Annotated in this window: 16 protein-coding genes; 3 read left to right on the top strand and 13 right to left on the bottom strand. The window is 60.6% G+C overall.

Features of this window, described 5'->3' with window-relative positions; all coding sequences use genetic code 11:
- Positions 1 to 77: 77 nt before the first annotated feature.
- The 7 genes from pseI to pseB all read right to left on the bottom strand — a co-directional run bounded on the left by pseI (position 78) and on the right by pseB (position 7,055).
- Positions 78 to 1,118 carry a pseudaminic acid synthase gene (gene pseI, locus CDA63_RS14725; RefSeq protein ID WP_088465224.1) on the bottom strand — a complete coding sequence of 347 codons (1,041 nt, stop codon included), beginning with the start codon at positions 1,116 to 1,118 and terminating at the stop codon, positions 78 to 80.
- Between the two features lie 36 nt (positions 1,119 to 1,154).
- Positions 1,155 to 1,865: a DUF4328 domain-containing protein gene (locus CDA63_RS14720; protein WP_088465223.1), complete on the bottom strand. Its 711-nt coding sequence runs from the start codon at positions 1,863 to 1,865 to the stop codon at positions 1,155 to 1,157.
- A 33-nt stretch (positions 1,866 to 1,898) separates the two neighbouring features.
- On the bottom strand, positions 1,899 to 3,380 hold the full coding sequence (pseG, locus tag CDA63_RS14715) for a UDP-2,4-diacetamido-2,4,6-trideoxy-beta-L-altropyranose hydrolase (RefSeq protein WP_088465222.1): 1,482 nt from the start codon (positions 3,378 to 3,380) through the stop codon (positions 1,899 to 1,901).
- A gap of 10 nt (positions 3,381 to 3,390) precedes the next feature.
- Entirely contained in the window at positions 3,391 to 3,912 is a 522-nt protein-coding gene (locus CDA63_RS14710) for a hypothetical protein (RefSeq protein ID WP_088465221.1), read from the bottom strand.
- 51 nt (positions 3,913 to 3,963) lie between these two features.
- On the bottom strand, positions 3,964 to 4,689 hold the full coding sequence (locus CDA63_RS14705; protein WP_088465220.1) for a cytidylyltransferase domain-containing protein: 726 nt from the start codon (positions 4,687 to 4,689) through the stop codon (positions 3,964 to 3,966).
- Positions 4,686 to 5,876 (bottom strand): UDP-4-amino-4,6-dideoxy-N-acetyl-beta-L-altrosamine transaminase, encoded by a 1,191-nt coding sequence (pseC, locus tag CDA63_RS14700; protein ID WP_088465219.1) that lies wholly within the window; start codon positions 5,874 to 5,876, stop codon positions 4,686 to 4,688. The genes CDA63_RS14705 and pseC overlap by 4 nt, the downstream gene beginning before the upstream one ends.
- A 159-nt stretch (positions 5,877 to 6,035) precedes the next feature.
- Positions 6,036 to 7,055 carry a UDP-N-acetylglucosamine 4,6-dehydratase (inverting) gene (pseB, locus tag CDA63_RS14695; protein WP_088465218.1) on the bottom strand — a complete coding sequence of 340 codons (1,020 nt, stop codon included), beginning with the start codon at positions 7,053 to 7,055 and terminating at the stop codon, positions 6,036 to 6,038.
- Positions 7,056 to 7,269: 214 nt separating this feature from the next.
- Between pseB and CDA63_RS14690 the strand changes: the two genes are divergently transcribed.
- The gene (locus CDA63_RS14690; RefSeq protein WP_088465217.1) at positions 7,270 to 9,096 is read left to right on the top strand and encodes a hypothetical protein; all 1,827 of its coding nucleotides are present in this window, start codon (positions 7,270 to 7,272) and stop codon (positions 9,094 to 9,096) included.
- A gap of 167 nt (positions 9,097 to 9,263) precedes the next feature.
- Here CDA63_RS14690 and CDA63_RS14685 read toward each other — a convergent pair whose 3' ends face one another.
- Positions 9,264 to 10,589 (bottom strand): glycosyltransferase family 4 protein, encoded by a 1,326-nt coding sequence (locus tag CDA63_RS14685; protein ID WP_242434683.1) that lies wholly within the window; start codon positions 10,587 to 10,589, stop codon positions 9,264 to 9,266.
- Between the two features lie 191 nt (positions 10,590 to 10,780).
- On the opposite strand from CDA63_RS14685, the gene ffh reads away from it, so the two are divergent.
- A complete protein-coding gene (gene ffh, locus CDA63_RS14680; protein WP_088465216.1) occupies positions 10,781 to 12,130 on the top strand; it encodes a signal recognition particle protein in 1,350 nt (449 codons plus the stop codon).
- Between the two features lie 145 nt (positions 12,131 to 12,275).
- Here ffh and CDA63_RS14675 read toward each other — a convergent pair whose 3' ends face one another.
- The 5 genes from CDA63_RS14675 to CDA63_RS14650 form a co-directional block, all read right to left on the bottom strand.
- On the bottom strand, positions 12,276 to 12,557 hold the full coding sequence (locus tag CDA63_RS14675; RefSeq protein WP_206780463.1) for an Rpo12/RPC10 RNA polymerase subunit family protein: 282 nt from the start codon (positions 12,555 to 12,557) through the stop codon (positions 12,276 to 12,278).
- Between the two features lie 696 nt (positions 12,558 to 13,253).
- A complete protein-coding gene (locus CDA63_RS14665; RefSeq protein ID WP_262490665.1) occupies positions 13,254 to 13,451 on the bottom strand; it encodes a transposase in 198 nt (65 codons plus the stop codon).
- Positions 13,452 to 13,825: 374 nt separating this feature from the next.
- On the bottom strand, positions 13,826 to 14,506 hold the full coding sequence (locus tag CDA63_RS14660) for a TetR family transcriptional regulator C-terminal domain-containing protein (RefSeq protein WP_088465212.1): 681 nt from the start codon (positions 14,504 to 14,506) through the stop codon (positions 13,826 to 13,828).
- Positions 14,507 to 14,543: 37 nt separating this feature from the next.
- Positions 14,544 to 15,863, bottom strand: coding sequence for a cryptochrome/photolyase family protein (locus CDA63_RS14655; protein WP_088465211.1), 1,320 nt, complete (start codon positions 15,861 to 15,863; stop codon positions 14,544 to 14,546).
- A gap of 119 nt (positions 15,864 to 15,982) precedes the next feature.
- Entirely contained in the window at positions 15,983 to 16,696 is a 714-nt protein-coding gene (locus CDA63_RS14650; RefSeq protein WP_088465210.1) for an SDR family NAD(P)-dependent oxidoreductase, read from the bottom strand.
- 256 nt (positions 16,697 to 16,952) lie between these two features.
- Between CDA63_RS14650 and CDA63_RS14645 the strand changes: the two genes are divergently transcribed.
- Positions 16,953 to 20,402, top strand: a complete 3,450-nt coding sequence (locus CDA63_RS14645; protein WP_088465209.1) for a pyruvate carboxylase — start codon at positions 16,953 to 16,955, stop codon at positions 20,400 to 20,402.
- Positions 20,403 to 20,587 lie beyond the last annotated feature (185 nt).

Below are 20,587 nucleotides of genomic sequence, written 5' to 3'. Positions count from 1 at the left end.
CGCGAAGCTGGAGCTTTGCGCCACAGTCGTTCTATGGTTCATATTGCGAAATACGGTTCACACATTCGCCATAATCATTACAAGGCTTCCCAAGTGAGAGGAGTGCCGGCTGAGAGGGCCTGGCGGCTGGGTTTGCCTAGAATCTGGTCGAAGTAGCGGGGCGGCAGGCCGTCGCCGGGGCGCACTACGCGCAGGTTTTCGCGGGTAAAAACTTCGCCGGCCTGCACGTTTTGGGCCACGTATAGCGAGCGTTTGTAGAGGCGGCTTTTTTCTTCGGCCCGTTGCACGCCATACTGTACCTGACCCAGGGCCTGCCAGGCCCGCTCGGTTTCGGTGACCAGCAGGGCCACTTCCTCGGGCTCCAGCGAAAAGGCCGAATCCACGCCGCCATCGGCGCGGCGTAGGGTGACGTGCTTCTCGATGACGCAGGCGCCGAGGGCCACGGCGGCCACCGAGGCGCCCACGCCCATGGTATGGTCGGAGAGGCCCACCAGCGCATCGGGGAAGAGCTGCTGGAAGTGGGGCAGGGTACGGAGGTTGGTGTTCTGGGGCGTGGCGGGGTAGGTGCTGGTACACTTGAGCAGCACCAGCTCGCGGCAGCCGGCTTCACGCAGCACGTCCATGGCCTCGGCTACTTCGGCCAGGGTGCTGGCCCCAGTGCTCATAATAACGGGCTTGCCGGTGGCGGCCACTTTCCGGAGCAGCGGCCAGTCGGTGTTCTCGAAGGAGGCGATTTTGTAGGCCGGCACTTCGAGAGTTTCCAGAAAATCGACGGCCGTTTCATCAAACGGCGAGCTGAAGGCCACCATGCCGTGCTCCCGGGCTCTATCGAACAGCGGCTTGTGCCACTCCCAGGGCGTGTGGGCCTGCTGGTAGAGCTCGTGCAGCTCGCGGCCGTACCAGAGCGAGGTGGGGTCGTCGATGCGGTAGGCCCCGGGCAGGGTCATGGTATCGGCGGTGTAGGTCTGGAGCTTGATGGCGTGGGCCCCGGCGGCGGCCACGGCATCCACAATGGCCAAGCCCCGGCTGAGGTCCTGGTTGTGGTTGCCGCTGAGCTCGGCAATGATGAACGGGGGCTGGTCGGGGCCTACGAGGCGGGAGCCAAAGGAAATCGTCATGGAGCAAAAATACGCAGTCCGTTGCTAGCCCGGGCTCTAGCCGTAGCTTTCCTCCTCGGTAGGTAGCAGCGACTCAGGCTCAGGAGCCGGACCACCCAATCCGGCAATCTGGCTCCGCAATTGAAGCCGCTGCTCGGCCCGGTGCACATGCCCGATAACCAGGATGGAAAGGGCCGCTGAGGCCATATCAGCTAAACTGGAAATGATGCTCAGCGAGGAGGCACTCTGGAGCTGCGCCATCGTTTCGGCCTTCATTTGGGCTTTTCCGGCCATCTGCCCCAATCCATAATGAACAATGTAGGCCAGCCACCACCAGCGCAACACGGTCCGCGAATCGGTACCTGCCCCGGTGGTAGCCCCAGTACCGTACCAGATTTCTTTCATGATGGAGTAGGGTCGGAACAGGCTCAGAATTGGAATAAACCAGCAGATAACTGCCCAGCTGTCCGAATGGTCGGGCCGTTGGCCCAGCAGGCGCAGGTTAAAGTAAGCCCGCCGGAACCATTGCAGGAAAAACACAATCGTCAGCACCCGTACCGGAATCTGTAAAAAAGCCAGCCCGCTTTGCGCCAGCAGCAGCGTCTGCCCGAATCCGGATGGATTCTCCAGCGGATAATCGGCCGGCAGATCCATAAACAATACGTCGGCTACCAGCCCAACGGCGCTAAGGGCGATGGTAAGCTGGAATAAGAGGCGGCTCTGAGAGGCCCGCTGCGAATTATCGCGCGGCGACGTAATAGCGGTCATATACAATAGTCGTCCTAAAAATAGTAGGTGAAATCACCCCGGTCCCAGCCAGGTAAACATAAGTGAATTAGCCGGACTCACCATAGTTTGCCGCTGAAAACCCGCCCGCTCGAAGGCGTGCACCGAGGCGGCGTTGGCAGCCTGCACGTGGCCCAGCACCCGGCGCACCTGCGCAAATTGCGCCAACAGCCGCCGGGTGCCGGCCAGCAACAACAGCGGTGCCAAACCCCGGCCTCGGAAATCGGGGTCAAGCAGGTAACTAAGCGTGGCAGTTTCGGCTTCCACCGCAAACCTAATGAGGCCGGCTGAACGGCCCGTGGCGGCATCCTGGGCCAGCAGCAGCAGGGCGTGGTCGTCGGCTAGTCGGGCCGCAAACCACCGCTCATGGTCGGCTTCGGCCACGGGCTCAGCATTGAAAGAAAACCGTCGCACGGCCGGCTCGTTGGTCCAGGCCAGCAGTTGGGCCGAGTCGGTGGCCGTGGCAGGGCGCAGGGCAAAAGGCGGCGGGGGCAGCAGCAGGGCCCGCAGCTCTTGGCGCAGGCGCATTGGGGCCTGCCCGTCGAACACCCGGCGCTGGGCGGCCCGCAACTGCGCGGCCAACCGGCCGACTTCGGGCGAGGTGAGGATGTTGGGGGCCGCGGTGAAGGGCCGGGCCAGGCCGGCGGCGCGCAGGTAGTGGTCGAGGTCGTGCTGGTTTTCGGCGGTGGGCAGCAGCAGCAGCAGGCCGCCGCCGGCCGCACAGTACTCGTAGCTGATAGTGCTGGCCGAACACACGGCCGCGCCGCAGCGGCGCATAAGCGCGGCCAGCTCCGCAGCGCCCAGGTGGCGGTGCAGCGAGAGGTTGGGCTGGCCGGCGGCCCAGGCGTGCAGCGCCTCCCAGCCCTGGTAGGCGCTGCCGACTACCGCATGCACCTGCGCCACCATCGGTAGGGCTAGCAGCTCGGTGGCCACGCGCCGGGTCTGGTGGGTAGGGTCGGCACCGCCCAGGCACACGAACACGGTAAACGGGTCGGGGGCCGCCGCGGCATCTTCGCCCGGATCAGCCTCGCGGAACGCGGCCCGCAGCGGGGCGTAGGCGGGGCCGCTAAGCAGACGGGCCCCGGGCTGGCGTAGCTCGTAATCGGCCGCCGTGGGGCCGCCAGCGGGGTTGAGCACCAGGTCGGCGGCCAGCGGGAAGGCGTGCAAATCGTCAAGGCAGATGAGGCGGTGCACGGCCCCGCGCATGGTGTTCTGGTAATCGTAGCGGAAATCGTAGCCGTCGAGCACCAGCACGTCGGTGGGCCGGAGCACGCGGGCGGCGAGGTCGGCGGCTTCTTCGGGCAGGGTGCGAATGGGCAGGGCCAGCACCGCCACGCCCGCCACCGCCAACTGTTTCGCTAAGGCATCATCGGGTTCGCGAATAAGGAAAACCTGCTCCGCGAAATCGGGCCGCAGGATTTCGGCCAGCGCCAGCAGGCGCATCACGTGGCCCAGGCCAATGCGGGCGTTTCCATCGGCTCGGAGGAGGAGGCGCATGGGACTTTCGCTAATCAATGAGTGATAATATTATCGTAGATGCCGAATAAAAAATAGTAGATATTGAATCTATTATAGTTATTTTCCTTCCATCAAATGCGTCAATCGGCCCTCGGCCCACGGCTACCAATTCCATTGCTTGGAATTTTAGGCTGATAAAACGCAAAATTTGAAATAATAGCAAAAGAAAAATAGTATTTCTTAATATAGTTACAGGATGTTTGTTGGCTATCTGTAGTGCTGGATTGTCCTTTAAGTAGAAATACACTACGAAGTGTATAAAGCCTACCAAAACCCAGAAAAAATACACGGAGGCATTGCGAAGTGATTTATAATTCATGAAATAAAGGAATAGTTGGGTGAAAATTCCGTAACAGAAAATAGCATCTCCTGCTTCACTGTATTCACTTATTTTAGAATATTGCCAAAGTAGTAGCGATAAAAATAGGTATGCTGTAATCGTAATGGTATCCCAAGCCTTCAGCTTAGTGAAATAAAAAAGATGGCGTGTTACGCGCTTCTGTTGACGCATGCGACAGTGTATTATAAGACTTCTGGAACAGATGATAAACGTAATTTAACTCTACAGCTTCTTCTGCTCGATATGCGCGTTAAGCGCCGCTAGTTCCGGACGTTCCTCAAGTAGCGTAATCAGCTCCTCGGCTCCCAGTGTATCGGCCTGATACTCCTCCAGCAGCCGCCGAATCAGCTCGAAGTCCTCGGCGGTATCTACCGTGAGGCGGTAGGCGCTGCGGTCGGTGGGGCGGGTTACGTGGGCAAACTGTACCTGGCCCGAGCGGTTCTGGTGGATGTAAGGCGTCACGTGCTCCCGGTCGGAGGCGGTAGTGGCGTGCTGAAAGGCTTCGTTGAGCAGCTCCCGCGAGAATATTTCAAAGTCGAAGCCGCGTGGGTAGGTGCGCTCCAGCACGTTGGAAAGGTACAGGCGCGGGTTGTCGGCGGCCAGGTACTGCGCTACGGCCGCTGCCAGCAGCGAACCATCAAGCAGCGGGCAGTCGGAGGTGACGCGCACGATAACGTCGAGGGCGTGGGCGGCGGCGCACTGGTGGTAGCGGGCTAGTACATCGTCTTCGGGGCCGCGCCAGACGGGCAGTTGGTGGGCCGCACCGAAGGCGGCCAGTGGGTCGTCGGTGGCGTTAGTGGTGGTGGCCAGGTATAGGGGAAGTCCGCTGGCTTGCAGCCGGGCTACGTGATAGTCGAGCAATGGCCGGCCGCCAACCGGCCGTAGCACTTTGCCGGGCAGGCGGGTGCTGGTCATGCGGGCCTGGGAAATGATGCCGACCTTTTTCACAGCACCTCGTTCGGCAAAACGAACTCCTGGATGCAATCAATCACATACTGCTGCTCCTCATCGGTCAGGCTCGGAAACAGCGGGATGCTCAGGCAGTGGTCGTAGTAGGCTTCAGCCAGCGGAAAGTCACCCTCCAGCCAGCCCAGGCCCTGGTAATAAGGCATACGATGCACCGGAATGTAGTGTACCTGCGTAAAAATCTGCTTCTCGCGCAACGCCTCGTACAGGCCCCGGCGGTCTTCTACCTGAATCACATACAAATGGTAGGCGTGGCCCAACGCACCGGCCAAGGGCTGCACGGCGGGCATTTCGGCAAAGGCCGCGTCGTAGTGGGCGGCCAGCATACGGCGGCGGGCCAAGCCCGCATCGGCACGGGTGAGTTGGCTGATGCCCAGGGCGCAAAGCATATCGGGCAGGCGGTAGTTGTAGCCCAGTTCCTGCATTTCCATGTACCAGCCGCCTTCGTCGGGGCGACTGAGTTGGGTGGGGTCTTTGGTAATGCCGTGGGTGCGCAGGCGCAGCAGGTGCTCGTACAGGTCGCGGCGGTTAGTGGTGATCATGCCGCCCTCGCCGGTTGCAATGTGCTTGACGGGGTGAAAGCTGAAAATAGCCAGATCGGCAAACTGCCCGTTGCCGCAGTTCTGCGACTGTCCTTGCTGGTCGATAAACGAGCCGCCGGGTGCGTGGCAGCTGTCTTCGAGCAGCCACAGACCAAACTCGTCGCAGAGCTGCCGCGCCTGCTCCAGGTTCACGGGCAGGCCCGCGAAATCCACCGGAATCAGGCCGTGGAAATAACCTTTGGAGTGGCTTTCGAGCAGCCGGCGCACGGCCGCGAGGTCAATCAGGGCCGTGGCAGGGTCGATGTCGACGAAGTGGACCTCGCCGCCGCAGTAGCGCACGCAATTGGCCGAGGCGGCAAAGGTGATGGGAGTGGTGATGACGCGCTGGCCGGGTTGCACGCCCAGCGCCAGCGCGCACAGGTGCAGCGCCGCCGTGCCGTTGCTCACGGCCACGGCGTAGTCGGCCCCTACGTAAGCCGCGAATTTCTCTTCAAACTCCGCCACCAGTGGCCCCTGCGTGAGATAATCGGAGCGCAGGGCCGTGAGCACGGCCAGCTCGTCGGCCTCGGTGATGTGCTGACGACCGTAGGCGATGGGGCGGGTGGGCTGGAAATCAGAGGCGTTCATAAACCCAAAAGTATGGCGGCGGAGTAGTTGTTTGGCTAACTCAAGTGGCGGGGTGCACTGTAGTGGCGGGGCTTGCCCCCGCCCGCCATTAAACGGACCCCTCGCCCGGTAGCTAGAGGCCCGCAACGCATTGTTTTCGCGGCGAGCGGGGGCGAGCCCCTACACTACAAACCCTGCGTCGACGTGCTGGCGGATTTCCTCGCGTATCTGCTCGGCCGTGAGCCAGTCGGTGTTGTTGCTGGAATCGTAGTGGAAGCCGGCCTCCACGCGGCGGCCGTGGAAGTGACGGATGAACTCATCCACGTCCCAGCGCGGGGTGAAGGGCAGGATAACGTAATATTTGTCCAACTCGACGGTGCTGAGGGCGTCGGTTTCGGTAATCATCTCCTCGTGCAACTTCTCGCCAGGGCGGATGCCCACGATTTCCTGCTGGCAGTCGGGGCCGATGGCCTCGGCTACTTCCGTGATTTTGTAGCTCGGAATTTTGGGCACGAATATCTCGCCGCCCCAGCTGTGCTCCAGCGCATAAAGCACCAAATCCACGCCCTCATCGAGCGAGATATGAAAGCGCGTCATGTCGGGATGGGTAATGGGCAGTACGCCCGACTCGCGGCGTTGCAGGAAAAACGGTACTACCGAGCCCCGCGAGCCAATTACGTTTCCGTAGCGCACCACCGAAAAGCGCAAATCGCGCGAGCCCTTCATATTGTTGGCAGCCACAAACAGCTTATCGGAGCAGAGCTTGGTGGCACCGTAGAGGTTGATGGGGGCGGCGGCCTTGTCGGTGCTCAGCGCTACGACATCGGTTATACCGCAGTCGAGGGCGGCGTTAATCACGTTTTCGGCCCCGAAAATGTTGGTTTTGATGCATTCCATCGGATTGTACTCGGCGGCGGGCACCTGTTTAAGGGCAGCGGCATGCACAATAATGTCGATGCCCTCGCAGGCCCGCTTGAGCCGGTCGGCGTCGCGCACATCACCGATGAAATAACGGATGGCTGGGAACTCGCTGTGCGGGAATATCTGCGACATCTCGTACTGCTTGAGCTCATCGCGCGAGTACACCACCAGGCGCTTGACCTGCGGGTAGAGCTTGAACACGGTTTCGACGAATTGCTTGCCGAATGAGCCGGTACCGCCGGTTACCAGAATGGATTTATGATTGAGGTCGAGAGCCATTGCGGGTGAGAAGGAGAAAAGGTGACAGGAGCCGTCGGGAAGGGCGGGGGAGGGCAAAAGTAGGCATTCCGGCGGCAGGTTGCGTAGTTTTGTGCCACGCCCAAACCTGTCATCCTGCACAGCGCGAAGGACCTTTGCAGAAGTCAATCAAAGGCTATAGCCTCTGCACAGGTCCTTCGCGCTGTGCAGGATGACAGCTGATTTACCCTTTGCCATGTCCACCAGCGCTTTTCCCCACCCCATCAAGCTCGTCATCTGGGACCTCGACGACACGTTTTGGCGGGGTACGCTCTCGGAAGGCGCAGTGGAGGCGCTGGCCGAAAACCTGCAACTGGTGCGCGACACGGCCGCCCGCGGTATCGTGCATACCATCGTCAGCAAGAACGATTTTGCCCCCGCTGAGGCGAAGCTGCGGGAACTGGGCATCTGGGAGCTGTTCGTGTTTGCGCGCATCAGCTGGCAGCCGAAAGGGCCGGTTATCAGGGAGCTGCTGGAACAGATGCAGCTGCGGGCCCCTAACGCCCTGTTCCTCGACGATAACCCCATCAACCGGGCCGAGGCGCAGTTCTACAACCCTGAGCTGCAGGTGGCCGACCCCGCCGACCTGCCCTACCTGGCCCCGCTGCTGCAGGCTGCTGGCAAGCCCGACCTTACGTTTGCGCGTCTCGAACAGTACCGCTTGCTGGAGCGCCAGCAGCAGGCCCGCACCGCGTACAACGACAACCTGGCCTTCCTGCGCGATGCCCAGGTGCGCATTGAGCTGCGCGAAGGGCTGGCGGCCGTACTGCCCGACGCGGGCCGGCTCGAAGAACTCATCAACCGCTCCAACCAGCTCAATTTCACCAAGCGCCGCACTACGCTACCCGAGTTGGACGCCAGCCTACACGACCCGGCCCGCCGCTGGGGTACCGTGCGGGTCCAGGACCGGTTCGGCGACTACGGGCTGGTAGGAATCTACTGCCTGAACTCGGCCGAAAACCGCCTGGAACAGTTCGTGTTTTCCTGCCGCATCCTGCACCTGGGCATCGAGCAGTTCACCTACGCGCACCTTGGTTTTCCGGAGCTGGAAGTGCAGGGCGACGTGGCCACAGCATTAAATCAAGCGGAGAAACCCGACTGGATTACCCTGCAGGCAGCTTCCGCCGCCCCAGAGCCCGAAGTCGTATCGGCAACTAGCCAACTCCGGGTGCTGCTGAAAGGCGGCTGCGACCTGGGCCAACTCACGCCCTTTCTGCAGGCCTTCGACCTGCGCGTAGCCGAGGAGTTTAACTTCAACAACGAGCACCAGATTCCGGTCCACCTGGAGCATACGGCCCTGTTGCGGGCCACCCGCGAGTGGCCCGCCGCAGAGCAGCAGCGTCTGGCTGCCCGACTGCCCTTTTTAGGCCGCGAAGCCTTCGAAACGCATCTTTGGCGGCCCGATTACGACGTGCTGGTGTACAGCCCCCTGATGGATTTCACCCAGAACCTCTACCGCGAGCGGGCTACCGGCCGCCGTGTGCCCTTCGGCGCCTACCAAGACCTCACGGCCCAACCGCCCGCCGCCCAGGCTGCCCGCTACGCCCAGCGCCGGTTTCAGGGGCTGGATGAAGTCTTCCTGCGCCGCTTCGCGGAGGATTTCGAGCACGAAGGCCAGATTTCGCCCGCTGAATTTAAGCAGAACCTGCGCTGGCTGCGGGCCCAGGTGCCGGCCACCGTGCCCATTTTCCTGCTCAACGGGGCCGAAATAGAAGTGCCCGGTTCGGGCGAAACCGGGGCCCGGCAGCGCCACGAAACCATGAACCACGCCTTGGCCGAGTTCGTGGCATCGGCCGAAAACTGCTTCCTGCTCGATGTGCGCGACTTTGTGCAAACGCCCGCCGACGTCAGTAATAACCTGCGCCACTACCACCGCCAGCACTACCGCACCCTGGCCCAGCGCCTGGCCCAGGCCATCGGCGAGTGGCAGGGGCAGCAGCTTGCTCATTCGTCGTGGACGGATTTGAAGGCCCGCGCCTGGGGGTTGGTGCCGGCCAAGTTGCGCGGGCTACTGGAGCGGTGAGGGAGTGAACAAAACGGTGTCATGCTGAGCGGATTCGAAGCATCTCTACCGCAGCGTTAATCCTGTCAACTGGTTAGTTTGGCAACGAAGTGGTAGAGATGCTTCAACTCCGCTCCGCTGCGCTCAGCACGACCGTGTTTTCCACTGCCATTCGCTCATTCACCGAATCACTGATTCACCGCAACTAGCCCCGCCAGCCGTTCCGTTAAGGCGCGGCGGGAGTAGCGGGTCGGGCGGGGGCCGGGTAGGTCGAGGTTGGGGTTGATGCGCCAGCGGGCTACCAGGCCCTCGAAGGCGTCGAGCAGGTCGGCGGTGGCATCGGGGGGTAGTGTGCGGCCGGCGCCGGTTTCGCGCAACAGCAGGTCGGCATCCGAGCCCACGGGGCCCACGCACAGAATGGGTTTGTTGGCGGCCAGATACTCGAATACCTTGCCCGGCAGAATACCCCGGTTGTTGGCCACGTCGGGCAGGGCCAGTAGCAAAGCCGTGCTGCGCAGCAGGTAACCCACCGATTCGGCGTGGGGCACGAAGGGTACGAACTCGGTGCGCTCGGCTAGTCCGGCCGCGGCCACCTGCTGGCGGATGCCGTCGGAAACCTTGCCCACGAAGCGCAGCCGCAGCGGCACGTCGGGGTGGCGGCGGGCGCATTCGGCGGCCGCGCCCAGAAACTGGTCGATGCGGTAGGTTTCCGAAATGGTGCCGGTATGCGTGACCACCAGCGCATCCTGGGGCGGCTGGCTAGGCTCCCGAAAGTCGGCTTCATCGTAGCCGTTAGGCAGTACTTCGATTTTGGCTGGGTCAATTTTAGTCGATTTCCCCGCGAAAATCCGCTTGGTGTGGGGGCTGGTTACCAGCACCACGTCGGCCTGTTCCAGCACCTGCCGCTCGTAGCGGGCATCGAGCCAGCGGGCCGGGGGCGTGTGGTTGAGGTCCTGGTAGTAATAAATATCGGTCCAGGGGTCGCGCAAATCGGCCAGCCAGCGCAGGCTGTAGCGTTTTTTGAGCTCCAGGCCGATGAGCTGGGTGGAGTGGGGGGGCGAGCTGGTGAGCACGGCGTCGAACTGCTCGCCGGCGGCCACCAATTTGGCCACGGCCTCTAGCACATAGCGGTTCCAACCCCGCCGCGCATCGGGAATGAACAGGTTGCCGCGCACGAACTTGAACAGTTGCTGCACCCGGCTCGTCTTGCTTTCGCCCACGAACCCGCCGTAGGGCACCTGCTGGCGGCCCGTAAGGCGCTTGTAGCTGTCGAAGGGCTCGAAGGTGCCGGTGCGGATGACGCGCACGCCGGCCGGTATATCGGCCGCCAGGCTCTCGTCGAGCACCGGATACGCCGCCTGCGCCGCATCCACGGTAAGCACGGTGGGCTCGATTCCGAACTCGGGCAGGTGCTTCACGAATTTGAGGCTGCGTTGCACGCCTGCGCCCCCCGAAGGCGGCCAGTAATAGGTGATAACGAGCAGGCGGAGCGGACGGGCGGTAGATTCGGGCACGGAACAGGGAAATAACAGCGCAGCGAAGGTACGCGCTGGCGGCCTTTCGGGCTTTTCTGGTTACTTTTGAATCGCTGATTTACGTTGATTAACCGTGATTTCGCTGATTGCAGACGTCAGACCGTCATAATCAGCGAAATCACGGTTAATCAACGTAAATCAGCGATTCAACCAGCGCAAATCAGCGATTCATGTTCGATAATCTCTCCACCAAGCTCGACAAAGCCTTTAAAACCCTCAAAGGCCAGGGCAGCATCACCGAAATCAACGTCGCCGCCACGGTGAAGGAAATTCGCCGGGCCCTCGTGGACGCCGACGTGAACTACAAGGTGGCCAAGGAAGTCACCGATAAAATTAAGGATGAGGCCATGGGCCGCGACGTGCTCGTGGCCGTGTCGCCGGGTCAGCTGATGACCAAAATCGTCTATGATGAGCTTACCCAGCTCATGGGCGGCGAAAAGCAGGACATCCAGGTGAAGGGTGATCCGGCCGTGATTCTGCTCTCGGGCCTGCAGGGCTCGGGTAAAACTACCTTCGCTGGCAAGCTGGCCGCCCACCTTAAAAAGCAGGGCCGCAACGTGCTGCTCGTGGCCTGCGACGTGTACCGCCCTGCCGCCATCGACCAGCTGAAAGTGCTGGCCGAGCAGGTGGGCGTGGACGTGTACTCGGAGCCCGAGAACAAGAACCCGGTGGACATTTCGCGCAATGCCATCGAGTTTGCCCGCAAAAATAACAAGAAGGTTGTCATCATCGACACCGCCGGCCGCCTGGCCGTCGATGAGCAGATGATGGCCGAAATCGAGCAGGTGAAGCGGGCCGTGAACCCGAGCGAAACCCTGTTCGTGGTGGACTCGATGACGGGCCAGGACGCCGTGAACACGGCCAAAACCTTCAACGACCGCCTCAACTTCGACGGCGTAGTGCTTACCAAGCTCGACGGAGACTCGCGCGGTGGTGCTGCTCTGAGCATCCGGGCCGTGGTAGAAAAGCCCATCAAGTTCATCTCGACGGGCGAGAAGATGGAAGCCCTCGACCTGTTCTACCCCGACCGCATGGCCCAGCGCATCCTGGGCATGGGCGACGTGATTTCGCTGGTGGAGCGGGCGCAGATGCAGTTCGACGAGGAGGAAGCCAAGCGCATCAACCAGAAGATCCGCAAAAACCAGTTCAACTTCGACGACTTCCTCTCCCAGTTGGAGCAGATCAAGAAGATGGGCAACCTAAAGGACTTGGTGGGCATGATTCCGGGCATGGGTAAGGCCATGAAGGATGTAGAAATCGACGACAACGCCTTCAAGCCTATTGAGGCCATCATCAAGAGCATGACGCCCAAAGAGCGGGCCCAGCCCGAGTTGCTCAACGGCTCACGCCGTCGCCGTTTGGCCCTGGGCTCCGGCACCGATATCCAGCAGGTAAATGCCCTCATGAAGCAGTTCGAGGATATGCGCAAAGTGATGCGCACCATGAACAAAATGAGCAGCACCAAGGGCGGCATGGCCCAGATGGCCAAAATGATGGGCATGAAAGGCCCGCTTCGCTAGATCCCGGATTAGCTCGGATTGGACGAATTTTATAGGTCGATTGAAAATCAGAAAAGCCACCTCAATTGAGGTGGCTTTTCTGATTTTTAATCGACCTATGCTACGGGGAGCACCCATTAAGGGGAATCAGGGATACGGCAGACCCTTATGCTGCCGCAGTCAGGCACCGGATTTGGGACGGTTCCATAGCGTACGGGGGCTGTTCGGGGCGCAACAGACCAGTGCCGGCCGAAATCAGCGCCAACACGGCCTGCATGGGCCAGCCTTCGGATAGCGCTCGGGCCGTGTTGAGGCTGCGGTACACCGTCAGGCCCTGGCAGTGAGGGCAGCGCAACACGTCGGGTAGTACGTTGGTGGTGGGCAAATTAAATTCGCGGTGGCATTCGAGACAAAGCCAATGGCGATGAAGAGGCAGTGGAACAGACATGAAAGCAGGTGCTAAAAAGGAAAGCTGCAACGGCTAAAACAGGTATAAGCAACCGGCCGCAACTCGTTCATAATACAGGGCTAATTCGTCGGAAACCGATAACTAGGCCCCGACATAACGCAACTATTTATAAAAATATTCAATCCAACAGTAAAATATACCAATTAGCTCCTAAGTCGATAGTACTCCGGCTGGCTTTGTAGAATATTCTGTTGGCAGATCTTCCTGTTGTGCAATGCCTTCAAAATTATACACCTATATGCAAAGCCCGATTCAGTAAGCAAACGAACCGCCAAATACTTTGTCATCTGTTGCCACGTTGCCGATTTTATGGGACTTTAATTCCCAGTACTTCTTCGTTGCTTCTGTCGGGCCACCTCAGTCTAAGTTGGTCTAGAGCCCGTTATTTACTTGTCGCATGCTTGATGAGCCTAATACAGTCAAAGTAGAGAAAGTGGAGCTGCTACAAGGTGTTACTCAGGTATTCGTAATTGCGGCCCAGGCGGCGAGAACGACTGAGCTAAGCAAAACTACGTTCCACTACATAGCGTTGGAGCAGGAACACAAACCCGGTTTGCCCCTCTGGCTTATTAATTACCTGTAGACCAGTATCATGAATCGCATGAATCGCAGCGGCATATTCGGTTGCCTCGTCCGTGTAGTCTTTATCGCCAAAGCCCAGCACACTTTGGTCCATTATTTCCTGCACATGTCGGCACCGTCCCCGACCTGGGCCCGCTCCTGCTCGTTGGCTGGGGTGAACAATACGCTCAGCAGATGGCCCAGCATATCGACGGCAATGTATGCCTTGCTGTCCTTGTGCTTTCTGGCTCCGTTATAGCCTGTCCGCTGCCCACTTTTGGGGGTGTTTTGCAGCATAGGCCCATCGAGCATAATGGTGGTTGGCGTCGGGGCTCTACCCAATAACATGGGCTGCAACTCGTTCAATTCATGCACAATAGCCTCAAAAAACTGCGCATCGCACCCGCGTGTCCACTGTTGGTAGATCGTGGATCAAGGGCGCAGACCATGGAAGAGGTACCGCTAGGGGCAGCCAGTGTGGGCCAGGTAGCGCAAGGTGTTGAATAAAGTGAGCAACGGATACGCTTATTAAGGAGCCGATTCGCTCATCAGCGTCAGATACTAGGCGGCAAAAGCCCACTCTTCCTCCTTTACATCGTTGGGGTAATTGCGATGGATTACCACACCCCAAATTCCATCAAAAGTGTAGAAAAAGCTCTAGTAACTAGAAACTGGCAAATGATAATCTACCGCCGCCGGCTGTGCAGCAGAAACCTTACGAAATCTACGGCCGAGTCCAGCGTGTTGCGGCCCACGAGGTCGAAGCTGAGCGTGACGGCCTTTTCGATGGCGGCATCGGTGCGTTCGAAGTCGATGGTGTCGTCTTTGGCAAAGAAGCCGAGCACGAACAACAGTTGCTGCCAGAAGAAACGCGGGTAACCATCCTGGATGAGGCGGCGGTCGGCTACTTCCTCGGTGCGGCGGCCCTCGCGCAGAATCTCCCCTACGAACTCCTCAAAATCCTGGCGGAAATCGTCGAGTACGCGGGGCGTGAGGCCGGGCATGGGGCGGCGCTCAAAGGAGTGGCGTAGGCTTTGTAGGGCGTAGCTGCGGTTTCGCTTCAGGATTTCGATAAGCGTGTAATAGAAGCCCAGCAGCTTCTCGCGGGCCCCATATTGCTCCCAGACAGGCTCGCGGGCAGCCGTTTCGCGGGCCTCGCGGCCGAAATCCGCCCATATTTCGCGGTCGATGGCGTCGAAGTTGGCATATACCCGGTAGAACTCCTGCTCGGGCAGGCCCAGCTTCTGGGTGAGCTTATAGACCGACATCGGTGGGTGCCCCTTCTTGAGCACGTAATCGAAATAAGCCTGCTTGATGCGAATTTTGGGGGTGGCCGCTTCGGGCGCGGCGGTAGTGGGCTGCTTCATAGGGCTATAACAACGGGGTTTCGTGCAGTGTTTCGTGCTAAACCTCCGCCCGGTAGGCGGCGCGTAGCGTATCGATGGCCCGCTGCCGGGCGAATTTGTGGTCGACGATGGGGGCGGGGTAGGCGGCGGTGCCGTATTCGGGCACCCACTGCTTCACGTAGGTTAGGTCGGGGTCGTAGGTTTCGAGCTGACTTTGCGGGCTGTAGACCCGGAACCAGGGAGCGGCTACTACGCCGGTGCCGGCCATCCACTGCCAGTTGCCTACGTTCTGGCTCATGTCGTAGTCGAGCAGGGTATCGGCGAAATACCGGTCGCCCCAGCGCCAGTCTATTAGTAGGTGCTTCACCAGGAAGCCGGCCGTGGCGATGCGGGCGCGGTTGGGCAGGTAGCCGGTGGCGTTAAGCTCGCGCATACCGGCATCAACGAGCGGATAACCAGTTTGGCCCGCGCACCAGGCCGCAAATTCGTCCTCATTATTGCGGTAGGGCACTTGGCGCAGGCGCGGGTCGAAGCTCTCGGTGGCCGTGCCGGGGTAGTGCCAGAGCAGCATCATGAAGTAGTCGCGCCAGATGAGCTCGGCCAGCAGCTTGGGATTGAGCTCCTGGGCCTGGCGCATGAGTTCGCGCACGCTCAGCGTGCCGAAGCGCAGGTGTACCGAGCGGCGGGTGCTGCTGTTGACAAGGCCCGGCCGGTTGCGCGTATTGTGGTAGTCGCGCACCAAACTTTCGGCGGGCAGCTCGGCGGCGGGCACGAACTGTTCGTGCCGCTCGAAACCCATCTCGGCCAGCGTGGGCCGGGCCGGGGTGTCGGGCAGAAAAGCCAGGTTTGCGGCCGTAAACAGTTCGGCCGACGGATGCGCCTGCAAGTCCGCGTCCTGCACCTTCTCCAGCCAAGCCTTGCGGTAGGAGCCGAAGGTGCGCGCCGGCTTGCCCGACTTGCCTAGCAGCTCGCTTTTGGCAAATATCACCTGGTCTTTGAGTGCGTGAAATCCGGCTCCGTGCCGTTGGGCCAGCGCTGCCATCGCTCCGTCGCGCTCGGCGGCGTAGGGTTCGTAGTCCTCGTTGGTGTAGATGGCAGCCACCTCGTGCTGAGTCAGCAGCTGCTCGAAAACATCTAGTGGCCGGCCGTAAAAGGCCAGAAAGCTACCGCCGGCCGCTGTGGTTGCAGCGCCCAGCCGCTCCACTTGGTCGTAGATGAACGTGACGCGCGCATCGTGGCGAGTGGGCAGCAGATCTAGAATTTCACGGTCGTAGATGAACAGCGGCACCACCGGATGGCCGCTTTGCAGGGCCGCTGCCAGGCCCGCGTTGTCGTGGGTCCGCAGGTCGCGCCGGTGCCAGAACAGAACGATTTTCATAGGAGAGTCGTGAGGGCTTGGATGAGCGCCGGATGTTGGGAAGAATGGGGTTACTATCCCCGGCGCTCAGCTAAGCACGTGGTTCAACCGCAGAAGTTCGACAAATAGCTGCCAAACGCTTACTTCAGCCGGCCCATGCCGCCATCGACGGGCATAACCTGGCCGGTGATGAAGGAGCTGTGGTCGGAGAGCAAAAAAGACGTCATGTAGGCCAGATCCTGGGGCTGACCGATGCGCTGCAAGGGGTGACGCTTGGCGCCGGCCTCCTGCTTTTCGGGGCTGTTGAGCAACGCGGCGGCCAGGGGCGTATCAGTAAGGGAAGGGGCCACGCAGTTGACGCGGATATTGCTGCCGGCGTACTCGGCGGCCAGCGCACGGGTGAGGCCCTCTACGGCGGCCTTGGCCGTGGCGATGCTGGCGTGGAAGGACATGCCCGTATCGGCGGCCACCGTGCTGAAAAGCACTACCGAAGCGCCATTGGCTTTTTTGAGCCGTTTCATGCAGGCCTGCAGCACCTGCACCGCCCCCAGCACATTGAGCTGGAAATCGGCCTGGAAATCGGCTACCGGAATCCGCTCGAAGGGGCGCAGCTTGATGGAGCCAGGGCAGTAGACCACGCCGTGCAGCACCTCGGGCAGGCCGTCGAGGGCTGTGCCCAGGGGCTGGGTCACGTCGAGTTCGATAAATTTGGTGTTAAGCTCGGCCAGCTCGGGCGAGTGGGTGCGCGAGGCCGTATAGAGGTGGGCGTTGAGCTTGCTCATCAGCTGGGCCGTAGCCAGACCGATACCCGAGGAGGCTCCGATGAGGAGGATGTTTTTGTCGGCAAATTCCATGCGTGGGGGTAAAGTAGGGGGGAGTGATAGGCGTTTCTGGAGAACCTGCCCGCGCAGGTAAGGTTTTTCAAATCGGCCCCGACATGTTGGCTGCTGTGATATCTTGAGCCTATAATTTATCAATCAGGAAAACTGATAGCTTGCTCAGACCTAATCGATTCTCGCGGCGAAAATAGGCGCTCTAGCAAAAATTCGCTAACCCTTTGCCAGCCGTTCCGTAGCTTGCAGCACCTTTCCCTCCTTCTCCCGTTTCCCGATGAATATTCGCAGACTGCTGGTCGCTAACCGCGGCGAAATTGCCATCCGCGTGCTCCGCGCTGCCACCGAGCTGGGCATCCGCACCGTGGCCATCTATACCTACGAAGACCGGTACTCGCTGCACCGTTACAAGGCCGACGAAGCCTACCAGGTGGGCCGCGACGACGACCCGCTCAAACCCTACCTCGACATTGAGGGCCTGATTCGTACGGCCAAGGAAAACGACGTCGACGCCATTCATCCGGGCTATGGCTTCCTGAGTGAAAATGCCACCCTGGCCCGACGCTGCCGTGAGGAAGGCATTATTTTCGTGGGGCCCCGACCTGAAGTGATGGAGGCGCTCGGCGACAAGGTAGCCGCCAAGCGCGTGGCCGTGGCCTGCGGCGTGCCCATCATCGAGAGCAGCGAAGCCGATCTGACCGACCTCGACGTGGCTCTGACCGAGGCCCACCGCATCGGCTACCCCGTGATGCTCAAGGCGGCCAGCGGCGGCGGCGGGCGTGGCATGCGCGTCATCCGCGACGATGAGCAGCTGGAGCGCGGCTTCTTCGAGGCCCGCAACGAGGCGCTGAAGGCGTTTGGCGACGATACGGTGTTTCTGGAGAAGTTCGTGGAGAACCCCAAGCACATCGAGGTGCAGCTGGTAGCCGACAACTACGGCGGCCTCACCCACCTCTACGAGCGCGACTGCTCGGTGCAGCGCCGCTACCAGAAAGTGGTGGAAGTAGCGCCCTCCCTGCACCTGACGGCCGATATGCGCGAGCGGCTCTACGAGTACGCGCTTAAGCTGGGCCGGTCGGTGGAGTATAATAACGTGGGCACGGTCGAGTTTCTAGTGAACCCCGAGCTCGACCGCATCTACTTCATCGAGGTGAACCCGCGCATCCAGGTCGAGCACACCGTCACGGAGATGATTACGGGCATCGACCTGATTAAAACCCAGCTCCACGTGGCAGCCGGCTACCGGCTCACCGACCCCGAAATCAACCTGGGGCCCGACGTGACGCCCATGAAAAACGGATACGCCATCCAGTGCCGTATCACCACCGAAAACCCTGAGCTCGACTTTAAACCTGATTACGGCACCATTACGGCCTACCGCTCGGCGGGTGGTTTCGGTATCCGCCTCGACCAGGGTTCGGTGTACAGCGGCGTGCGGGTGTCGCCGTTTTTCGACTCGCTGCTCGTGAAGGTGTCGGCCCACTCTTCCTCCTTGGCCGATGCGGCCCAGAAAATGGCCCGGACCCTGGACGAGTTCCGGGTGCGCGGGGTGAGCACCAACATCCAGTTTCTGCAGAACATCATTGCCCACCCCGTTTTCATGGCCGGCGAGGCCACAGTTGACTTCATCAAAGACCACCCCGAGCTGTTCCGTTTCGAGCAGCGCCGCGACCGGGCCACCCGGATGCTGCGGTTTCTGGGCGACGTGATTGTGAACGGCCACCCCGACGTGGCCGGCAACGTGGACCCTAAAAAGGAGCTGCGCAAGCCTCTGCTGCCCGACTACGACCCCACCAACCCGCCCCCGGCCGGCACCAAGCAGAAACTGATGGAGCTGGGCCCCGAGGGCTTCGCCAAGTGGCTGCGGGCCGACCCCCAGATCCACTACACCGATACCACGCTGCGCGACGCCCACCAGAGTTTGCTGGCTACCCGCATGCGTACCACCGACATGCTGAAAGTGGCTAACCGCTACGCGCACCAGCACCCCCAAACCTTCTCGCTCGAATGCTGGGGCGGTGCCACGTTCGATGTAGCCTTACGCTTCCTGCACGAAGACCCCTGGGAGCGGCTGGCCAAGCTGCGCGCCGCCGTGCCCAATATTCTGCTCCAGATGCTGATTCGGGGGGCCAACGGCGTGGGCTACAAAGCCTACCCCGACAACCTGACCGAGCGGTTTGTGCAGCAGGCGGCCGAAACGGGCATCGACGTGTTCCGCATTTTCGATTCGCTGAACTGGATGCCGGGCATGGAGGCCTGCATCAACTTCGTGCGCACCAAGACCGACCGCCTCGCCGAAGCCAGCATCTGCTACACCGGCGATTTGCTCGACGTAAGCCGCCACCAGAAATACAACCTGGAGTATTACCTGCGCCTGGCCCGCCAGATTGAGGACGCCGGGGCGCACATCCTCTGCATCAAGGACATGGCTGGCCTGCTCAAGCCCTACGCCGCCCAGGAGCTCATTACGGCCCTGCGCGACACCATCAGCCTGCCCATTCACCTGCACACCCACGACACGAGCAGCCTGCAACCCGCTACTTATCTTAAAGCGGTAGAAGCGGGCGTTGATGTAATCGACGTGGCCCTTGGCTCGCTCTCGGGCCTCACCTCGCAGCCCAACTTCAACTCGGTGGTGGAAATGCTGCGCGGCCAGCCCCGCCACCGCGAGTACGACCAGAAGTCGCTCAACGAATTCTCGACCTACTGGGAGGCCGTGCGCGAGTACTATTACCCGTTTGAGTCGGGCCTGAAAGCGGGCACTTCGGAGGTGTTCCAGCACGAGATTCCGGGTGGGCAGTACTCCAACCTGCGCCCCCAGGCGGCCGCGCTGGGTTTGCTCGATAAGTTCGAAACCGTGAAAACGACCTTCGCCGACGTCAACCAGCTCTTCGGCGACATCGTGAAGGTGACGCCCTCCTCGAAGGTGGTCGGCGACATGGCGCTGTATCTGGTATCCAACGACCTCACGACCCGCGACGTGCTCGAAAAGGGCGAGTCGCTGAGCTTCCCCGAGTCGGTGCGCCAGTTGTTCCGGGGCGAAATCGGGCAGCCCGAAGGCGGCTGGCCCAAAGACGTGCAGCGTATCATCCTTAAAGATGAAGTACCCTTTACCGACCGGCCCAACGAGCACTTGGCCCCGATTGATTTCGAGCAGGAGCAGCGCAATTTCCAGGAGAAGTTTGAAACCGAAGGTAAGTTTACCGACGTGCTTTCGTGGCTGCTCTACCCCAAAGTGTTCGAGCAGTACTGGGCTTTCCGCCAGGATTACGGCGACGTGTCGGTGGTATCGACGCCGGTGTTCTACTACGGGCTGAAGTCGGGCGAGGAAACGCTCATCGAAATTGCCCGCGGCAAGAGCATCATCGTGGGCCTGCAAAGCATCGGGCCAGTCGATAAGGACGGCAATCGGACGTTATTTTTCTCCCTCAACGGTCAGACCCGCAACCTCAAAATCCGTGACAATTCGGTGGAGGTGAAGCGGATTATGAACACCAAGGCCGATAAGGCTAACCCCCGCCAGCTGGGTGCGCCGCTGCAGGGTTTGTTGAGCCGGGTGCTGGTGAAAAGCGGCGAGCAGGTGCGCAAAAACACGCCCCTGTTCATCATCGAAGCCATGAAGATGGAAACCACCATCACTGCCCCCGACGACACGACCATCGGCACCGTAAACCTGGCCGAGGGCACGCTGGTAAACGCCGACGACTTAGTGCTCACGCTCGGCTAGCGGTAGCAGGTGCTGCGAAACTAAAGCGGAAGGCTGGGCCTTACAGGCGCGGGCTTCCGCTTTTTCGCTTGGCTGAAATACATACTCGCTATCCAGTCGGGTGAGAATAAATGGAGCAATAGTATCTCAAATAATTTATAGTACATATATATAAAGGGCTGAAAATATGCTGTCGCGAAGACGTA

The organism is Hymenobacter amundsenii, assembly GCF_002204745.1.
GTDB lineage: Bacteria > Bacteroidota > Bacteroidia > Cytophagales > Hymenobacteraceae > Hymenobacter > Hymenobacter amundsenii.
The sequence above is the reverse complement of the archived record's forward strand: the minus strand, read 5'-3'. Positions and strand labels throughout refer to the sequence as shown.

Bases quoted from the DNA above. Each gene is read 5' to 3' on its own strand.
- pseI (WP_088465224.1), bottom strand. From the start codon at position 1,118: ATGACGATTTCCTTTGGCTCCCGCCTCGTAGGCCCCGACCAGCCCCCG.
- CDA63_RS14720 (WP_088465223.1), bottom strand. From the start codon at position 1,865: ATGACCGCTATTACGTCGCCGCGCGATAATTCGCAGCGGGCCTCTCAG.
- pseG (WP_088465222.1), bottom strand. From the start codon at position 3,380: ATGCGCCTCCTCCTCCGAGCCGATGGAAACGCCCGCATTGGCCTGGGC.
- CDA63_RS14710 (WP_088465221.1), bottom strand. From the start codon at position 3,912: ATGCGTCAACAGAAGCGCGTAACACGCCATCTTTTTTATTTCACTAAG.
- pseC (WP_088465219.1), bottom strand. From the start codon at position 5,876: ATGAACGCCTCTGATTTCCAGCCCACCCGCCCCATCGCCTACGGTCGT.
- pseB (WP_088465218.1), bottom strand. From the start codon at position 7,055: ATGGCTCTCGACCTCAATCATAAATCCATTCTGGTAACCGGCGGTACC.
- CDA63_RS14690 (WP_088465217.1), top strand. From the start codon at position 7,270: ATGTCCACCAGCGCTTTTCCCCACCCCATCAAGCTCGTCATCTGGGAC.
- ffh (WP_088465216.1), top strand. From the start codon at position 10,781: ATGTTCGATAATCTCTCCACCAAGCTCGACAAAGCCTTTAAAACCCTC.
- CDA63_RS14675 (WP_206780463.1), bottom strand. From the start codon at position 12,557: ATGTCTGTTCCACTGCCTCTTCATCGCCATTGGCTTTGTCTCGAATGC.
- CDA63_RS14665 (WP_262490665.1), bottom strand. From the start codon at position 13,451: ATGCTCGATGGGCCTATGCTGCAAAACACCCCCAAAAGTGGGCAGCGG.
- CDA63_RS14660 (WP_088465212.1), bottom strand. From the start codon at position 14,506: ATGAAGCAGCCCACTACCGCCGCGCCCGAAGCGGCCACCCCCAAAATT.
- CDA63_RS14655 (WP_088465211.1), bottom strand. From the start codon at position 15,863: ATGAAAATCGTTCTGTTCTGGCACCGGCGCGACCTGCGGACCCACGAC.
- CDA63_RS14650 (WP_088465210.1), bottom strand. From the start codon at position 16,696: ATGGAATTTGCCGACAAAAACATCCTCCTCATCGGAGCCTCCTCGGGT.
- CDA63_RS14645 (WP_088465209.1), top strand. From the start codon at position 16,953: ATGAATATTCGCAGACTGCTGGTCGCTAACCGCGGCGAAATTGCCATC.